Below are 6,961 nucleotides of genomic sequence, written 5' to 3' on the forward strand. Positions count from 1 at the left end.
CTCAGCCCCCCTGCATCGGTGCCAGCACTTCGAGCCGGTCGCCCTCGGCAAGCCGCGTGTCGGCGCGGTTGGCTCGGGGCACGAACTCTCCGTTCAGCGCGGTGGCGATGGCGGGATTGGCAAAGCCCAGCTCTGCCAGTGCCGCCGCGAGGTCTTGCGCGGCGATCTCATGCGGTTTGGCGTTGACGGTGATCTGCATCGGAGCCCTCCGGAAAGAAATGTTGCGTGACACGCGCCGCCATCGCCGGCGCGAGCAGGAAGCCGTGGCGATAGAGCCCGTTGAGATGAAGCGTCCCGCCGTGCCTCTCGAGGCGGGGCAGGTTGTCGCGATAGGCCGGGCGCAGCCCTGCCCCGGTCTCGATCACGCTCGCCTCGGCAAAGCCGGGATGCAGCGTGAAGGCGGCGCTGAGCATTTCGGTCAGCGAGCGCAGCGTGATCGGGCGCGTCGCGGCGCTTTCGATCATCGTGGCGCCGATCATGTAGACGCCCTGCCCGCGCGGCACGAGGTAAAGCGGAATGCGCGGGTGAAGCAGGCGCAGGGTGCGCGTGATCTCGACCTCCGGACAATGCAGGATCGCCATCTCGCCACGCACCGGGCGCAGCTCGGGCAGATCGGCGGCGAAGCCGGTGCAATCGAGATCCACTTGCGCGGGGGCCTTGGTTCCCAGCACGATCTCGACCCCGGCCTCACGCGCGGCCTGCGCCAAATCGCGCAGCGCGCGGCGCGGATCGAGATGCGCCTCCTCCGCGAAATGCAGCCCGCGTGCGAACCGCCCCGAAAGGGACGGCTCCAACTCGGTGATCGCCGCCTGATCGAGCGTGCGATGGCCGGAGGTGCGGCGGGCGAAGCGCGTCAGCTCCGCACTGTCGCGCGGCGGCGCAAGGACCAGCGTGCCGCGCCGCGTGACCGGCGTGATCTCGGCCCACCAGTCAGCCGCCCGCGCGCCCAGCGTGACCACCGCGTCCTCGGCGCTTTCGCCCTCGCACCAGGGTGCCAGCATCCCGCCCGCATAGCGCGAAACGCTGCCCGCCCCGATCTCGTTCGCCGCCTCGAAGACCCGCACCGCAGCCCCGGCGCGCGCCAGTTCGAGCGCCGAGGACAGCCCCGCGAGGCCGCCGCCTGCGATAGTGATCATTCGCCCGTCCCCTTGAGGGGGACGTAAAGCTCGCCGCCTTCGCGGAACTTGGCGGCCATGCTCTCCATCCCCTCTTTCTGCGCCTCGGCGCGGATGTCGTGCGAAATCCGCATCGAGCAGAATTTCGGCCCGCACATGGAGCAGAAATGCGCGACCTTATGCGCCTCTTTCGGCATCGTCTCGTCGTGGAATTCGCGGGCGGTGTCGGGGTCGAGCGAGAGATTGAACTGATCTTCCCATCGGAACTCGAAACGCGCACGACTGAGCGCATCGTCGCGCCGCTGCGCGCCGGGCAGCCCCTTGGCCAGATCGGCGGCATGGGCGGCGATCTTGTAGGTGATCACGCCGGTCTTCACGTCGTCGCGGTCGGGCAGGCCCAGATGTTCCTTCGGCGTGACGTAGCACAGCATGGCGCAGCCGAACCAACCGATCATCGCCGCCCCGATACCCGAGGTGATGTGATCGTAGCCCGGCGCGATATCGGTGGTCAGCGGACCGAGCGTGTAGAACGGCGCCTCGTGGCAGCACTCCAGCTGCTTGTCCATGTTCTCCTTGATCTTGTGCATCGCGACGTGGCCGGGCCCCTCGATCATCACCTGACAGTCCTTGGCCCAGGCGATCTTCGTCAGCTCCCCCAGCGTCTCCAGCTCGGCAAATTGCGCGGCGTCATTGGCATCCGCGATCGAGCCCGGCCGCAGCCCGTCGCCCAGGCTGAACGAGACGTCGTAGCGGCGGCAGATGTCGCAGATCTCTTCGAAATGCTCGTAGAGGAAGCTCTCCTTGTGGTGATGCAGGCACCATTTCGCCATGATCGAACCGCCCCGGCTGACGATCCCGGTCACGCGCTCCACCGTCATCGGCACCATGTGCAGCCGCACGCCGGCATGGATCGTGAAATAGTCGACGCCCTGCTCGGCCTGTTCGATCAGCGTGTCGCGGAAGACCTCCCATGTCAGGTCCTCGGCGATCCCGTTCACCTTCTCCAGCGCCTGATAGATCGGCACGGTCCCGATCGGCACGGGGCTGTTGCGGATGATCCATTCGCGGGTGTTGTGGATGTTGCGCCCCGTCGAGAGGTCCATCACCGTATCGGCGCCCCAGCGGATCGCCCAGACCAGCTTGTCGACCTCTTCCTCCATCGAGGAGGTGACGGCGGAAGTGCCCATATTGGCGTTGATCTTCACGAGGAAATTGCGCCCGATGATCATCGGCTCGGCTTCCGGGTGATTGATATTGGCCGGGATGATCGCGCGGCCCGCGGCGATCTCGTCGCGCACGAAATCCGGCGTCACGTAATCGGGCAGGTTCGCGCCCCAGTCCTGCCCGTCGCGCGGCCCCACGGCCTCGCGCAGCTGGTTCTCGCGGATCGCAACGAACTCCATCTCGGGCGTGATGATCCCGGCGCGGGCGTAGGCCAGCTGCGTCACCGCCTTGTCGCCCTTGGCCCGCATCGGTTGCGGCTTGACCGGGAATTCCGGCGTCAGCCGCGCTCCTTCGGCAAAGCCGTTATCCTCGGGCTGGACATCGCGCCCGGTATAGCTCTCGACATCGCCGCGCGCCTCGATCCATGCCCGGCGCAGCGGCGCGAGACCGGCATTGATATCGGTCGTGATCTCGGGGTCGGTATAGGCACCCGAACTGTCATAGACCGGCAGCGGCGCTTCTCCGGCAGTGGGGTGCACGGCGATCTCACGCATCGGCACGCGCAGCCCTTCATGCAGGGCGCCCTCGACGTAAATCTTGCGCGATGCCGGCAGCGCACCGGTGGTGATCTTGGGGGTGAGAATGTTCATCGTTTCGGTGCTCCTCAAGCGTTCGTTCTCAAAGGACACCAATTGAGAGACGCTTGGGAAACCAAAGGCCGGGCGGCCTTTTATCATGGCACGCAACGAGAGAAAGACTCTGCCCGGTCTGCGCGCCTTGCTTCCTACGCCAGTATCAACTGGGTCAGGTTCAAAGGGTCGCGTCACCGGGTTTTCACCCTGTCAGCCTCTCAGTCCCCTAAGCGGGACTCCCCTGCGTGATCCTGTTGTAGGAGCGAAGTGCGAACCTGGCAAGGCGCGTCCGCGTGACATCCGGCGGTCGTGATCGGCGCGCCCGGCGTCAGCGGTTCAAAAGCGCGCCGTCCATCCCAGCGCCCCCCACATCGCGGAACGCTTCCCGGGTTCGTAGACGAGCCCGGCGCCGAGACGACCGATCCCGGCCATGCGCGACTGCTGAATTGAAGGCCGGACTGGGGTGCTGCGCTTTCGATATTCACCGAGGTGGTCGTCATCACCACTTTGTCGGAGCGCGCGTTTCCGGCGGCGGCCCCGACGGCGGTCCGCACGCTCATCGTCATCTTGCCCGAGGCCAGCGAGATCGGCGTCGAAACTCAGGCCGAGACACGATCGTCGCCGCTCAGGAACCCTCTCTTGCTCAAGCACACGGCATAGGCGTTCGCGTGCAGCACGCTGCCGGATCGAAGCAAACCGTTTCCTGAGAAGCTCGAACTGCCATTGGCCGCGATGAACGCGAGAGAAGCGCCGAGGCGGATTTTGGAAATACGGAATTACTTACAGCTCGTAGAGGAATGCTGACCTTCGCTGCGGTCGGGACGAAGGACCGCTTAGGGCCGACCTCGACGCTCTAATAGAGAGGGCGGGAATCGTTCATTCGCTGTGCTCACTACAGATGTCTGGTTCGGACTGGTGTCCCCGTAGTTTCGTCACAACCCACCTCAGGCCGCCTGCTTTCGAAACTGCGCGGGCTTCGTTCCGAATATACCGCGCCAGGCTCGGGCGAACTGCGTCGGGCTCGAGAACCCGCAGGCGGTCGAAATGTCGATCATCGGCATTTCGGTTTGCGTCAGAAGTTGACGCGCCCGGTCGATCCGCAATTGCATCAGGTAGCGCTTGGGTGACATGTGGAGATGCGCATTGAAGAGCCGTTCGAGCTGACGCACCGACACGCCCAATTCGTCAGCGATCTCCTGCGAGGAAAATGACTCCTCAAGTCGCTCGGACATGAAGCGAACGGCGTGCGCGACTTTTCTGTTGCGCAGGCCCGTGCGCGCCTGAAAGGAGATCCGCTGCTCGGTCGCGCTTGGGCGTATTGCACCGCAAACCATCTGCTCGGAGACCCGCATCGCCAGCGTCTCGCCATGATCGGCCCGGATGCGTGCGATCATCAAGTCCCCCGCGGCTTGCCCGCCAGACGCCGTCACGAAGGGACCGTCTTCGACGAAGACGCAGGTCTCAAGTTGCACATCCGGGAATTCCTCGCGGAAGGCATCATGGAATTCCCAATGAAGAGCACAGCGTCGGCCGTCCAAGAACCCTGCTTTCGCGAAGACGTAGGCGCCCGAGCAAAAGGTGCCGAGCGTGACTCCTGCGGCCCGTGCGCGTCTGAGCAGCGCCAGCAAGGGACGAGAAATATGGGCGCGCATATCGTTGCCGGTCACCAGATAAACCGCGTCGCAGCGCGGCAGAGCATCAAGGTCGTAATCGACCATCATGCGAATGTCACTCGACGATGTCGCCACAGCTCCCCCCTCCGCCATCAACGACCAACGGTAGAGTGCCTCACCGCTTTCCCGGTTTGCGATGCGCAGCGGCTCAAGCGCGTTAGAGAAGGCCAGATGGGAGAATTCTCCGACAAGAACGAAGACGATGTGTTGGGGCTGGGACATGACCGACTCGAAACCTCCTGTTGCGCGACGATTTGGGGATCATTGCATGAAATACATTTTGTATTCAATTTGTATTTTTGATATCGAGAGGGCGTGAAACAGGAGAATCGTCACTATGGCCACCGAAGAGACCCTCTCGCCGAAAGCACGCAAGGCAGCGCTTTTCGACCATCTCAGACGCGCAATTCTGACGCTTGAGCTGGCGCCCGGCGCTGATCTGGACGAGGCGGAGCTGTGTGAACGGTTCGACCTGTCACGAACACCGGTCCGCGAGATCCTGCGCGAGTTGGACGGGCTGGGATATGCGAATTGGCGCGACAATCGCGGGGCGCGGGTGTCTGATCTGTCGACGCGCACGCTGCATGACTTTTTCCTCGCGGCTCCGATGATCTACGGAGCGATCCTGCGGCTGGCCGCGCGCAACACCAACGACATCCAACTGGCCGAACTGCGCGCCGCCCAAGAGACCTTCCGCGAGGCGATCCATTCGGGCAGTGCCGCCGCGCGCGCGCTCGCAAATACGAGGTTCCACGAGATCACCGGCGCGATGGCGGGCAATACCTACCTGCTGCCCTCGTTCCACCGGCTGCTGATCGATCACGCCCGGATCGGCATGACCTTCTACCAGCCCACGACGCAGGCGATGGCCGACAACCTGTCGGAGGCCTGCGCCCAACACGATGCGATCATCGCGGCGATCGCGGCCCGCGACGAGGAGGCCGCGGCCGACCTCTCCGACGCGCATTGGGCTCTCTCGAAACATGAGATCGAACGCTACGTGCTGCCCGCCGCTCTGAACGCGCCGCTCGGGCGCCTTCCGCTCACCCCCTCCGCATGAGGTTGCAATGACACCGATATTCAAGTTCGAGGGGATCTATACCCCGCTGGTCACGCCGCTGCTGCCCGATGGCTCGGTCGCCTGGGACAGGCTGGCCGAGGTGATCGACTTCGTGATCGCACAGGGCGTGCATGGCCTGATCACCGGCGGCTCGACGGGCGAGAACTATGCCCAGACCGTCGCAGAGCGGATCGAGATCGCCCGCTTTACCCATGCGCATATTGCGGGTCGGGTCCCGTTGGTGCTGGGCACGGGCGCGATGCTTACCTCCGACTCCATCGCCCTGGCCAGAGCCGCGCGCGAGATCGGGGTCGATGCGATCCTGCTGGCGTCGCCGCCTTACTCGGTGCCCACCGACCGCGAGAATGCGCTCAACGCGCTTGCGATCGACAAGGCAGCCGACCTGCCGATCATGCTCTATAACTACCCGCACCGGACCGGCACGATGATGGGCGAGGAATTCCTGGACCGCGTCGGCCGCAGCCGGAACTTCTGCGGCATCAAGGAAAGCTCGGGCGACATCAATCGCGTGCATCTGCTGGCTCGTGACTATCCGCATATCCAGATGGGATGCGGGATGGATGACCAGGCGCTCGAATTTTTTGCTTGGGGCGCACCGTTCTGGGTTTGTGGCGGCTCGAACTTCCTGCCAGCGGAGCATGTCGCGCTCTACAACGCCTGTGTGATCGAGGGCGATTTCAGCAAGGGGCGCCGGATCATGTCGGCGATGCTGCCGCTGATGCGCGTGCTCGAACAAGGCGGCAAGTTCATCCAGACGATCAAGCATGGTGTGACGATGAACGGGATCGAGACGGGCGGCATGCTCCCGCCGCTCACCCCGCTCAACAAGGACGACAAGCGCGAATTGGAACAGGTGGTGCGTGTGGTCAAACGCGCGATCGCCACGATCGAGGCGGAGGGCTGAGACATGGATCTTCTGACGCAACAGGAATACCGCGCCATCGCGGAGGGGCTGGATCATCCCGGCAACGCCTTCATCGACGGCGGCTATCGACCGGCGATCTCGGGCAAGACGTTCGACACGATGAACCCGGCCACCGGCAAGGTGCTGACGCAGGTCGCCGCCTGCGGTCCCGAGGATGTGGATTTCGCCGTCGGCAAGGCGCGCGATGCCTTCGAGGACGGACGTTGGTCGCGCCTCCACCCAAGCGAACGCAAAGAAGTGCTGATCCGGCTCGCCAAGCTGATCAAGCGCAATGCACGCGAGCTGGCGGTGATGGAGAGCCTCGACAGCGGCAAGACGATCTTCGATTGCGAGACGGTCGATCTGCCCGAGACGATCCATTGTCTGAGCTG

Annotated in this window: 7 protein-coding genes and 1 riboswitch; of the genes, 3 read left to right on the forward strand and 4 right to left on the reverse strand. The window is 64.3% G+C overall.

Translation table 11 applies throughout. From position 1 onward, the window contains the following. Nucleotide 1: 1 nt before the first annotated feature. From thiS to ACZ7GB_RS19535, 4 genes are all read right to left on the reverse strand, one after another. Nucleotides 2-199 (reverse strand): sulfur carrier protein ThiS, encoded by a 198-nt coding sequence (gene thiS / locus ACZ7GB_RS19520; protein ID WP_472160091.1) that lies wholly within the window; start codon nucleotides 197-199, stop codon nucleotides 2-4. Beyond that, entirely contained in the window at nucleotides 168-1,136 is a 969-nt protein-coding gene (locus ACZ7GB_RS19525; RefSeq protein ID WP_472160092.1) for an FAD-dependent oxidoreductase, read from the reverse strand. Before ACZ7GB_RS19525 ends, thiS begins: the two co-directional genes overlap by 32 nt. Beyond that, nucleotides 1,133-2,929 (reverse strand): phosphomethylpyrimidine synthase ThiC, encoded by a 1,797-nt coding sequence (gene thiC / locus ACZ7GB_RS19530; RefSeq protein ID WP_472160093.1) that lies wholly within the window; start codon nucleotides 2,927-2,929, stop codon nucleotides 1,133-1,135. The genes ACZ7GB_RS19525 and thiC overlap by 4 nt, the downstream gene beginning before the upstream one ends. Nucleotides 2,930-3,043: 114 nt before the next feature. Then, nucleotides 3,044-3,164: riboswitch (TPP riboswitch) on the reverse strand. 691 nt (nucleotides 3,165-3,855) lie between these two features. Next, nucleotides 3,856-4,806 (reverse strand): GlxA family transcriptional regulator, encoded by a 951-nt coding sequence (locus ACZ7GB_RS19535; protein WP_472160094.1) that lies wholly within the window; start codon nucleotides 4,804-4,806, stop codon nucleotides 3,856-3,858. Nucleotides 4,807-4,921: 115 nt separating this feature from the next. Between ACZ7GB_RS19535 and ACZ7GB_RS19540 the strand changes: the two genes are divergently transcribed. From ACZ7GB_RS19540 to ACZ7GB_RS19550, 3 genes are all read left to right on the forward strand, one after another. Then, the gene (locus ACZ7GB_RS19540) at nucleotides 4,922-5,644 is read left to right on the forward strand and encodes a GntR family transcriptional regulator (RefSeq protein ID WP_472160095.1); all 723 of its coding nucleotides are present in this window, start codon (nucleotides 4,922-4,924) and stop codon (nucleotides 5,642-5,644) included. A gap of 7 nt (nucleotides 5,645-5,651) precedes the next feature. Continuing rightward, nucleotides 5,652-6,569: a dihydrodipicolinate synthase family protein gene (locus ACZ7GB_RS19545; protein WP_472160052.1), complete on the forward strand. Its 918-nt coding sequence runs from the start codon at nucleotides 5,652-5,654 to the stop codon at nucleotides 6,567-6,569. A 3-nt stretch (nucleotides 6,570-6,572) separates the two neighbouring features. Then, nucleotides 6,573-6,961 (forward strand): aldehyde dehydrogenase family protein (locus tag ACZ7GB_RS19550; protein WP_472160097.1); only part of this gene is annotated, 389 nt, incomplete at its 3' end.

The sequence above is a fragment of the Thioclava sp. PTB-PU3-1 genome (assembly GCF_055666785.1).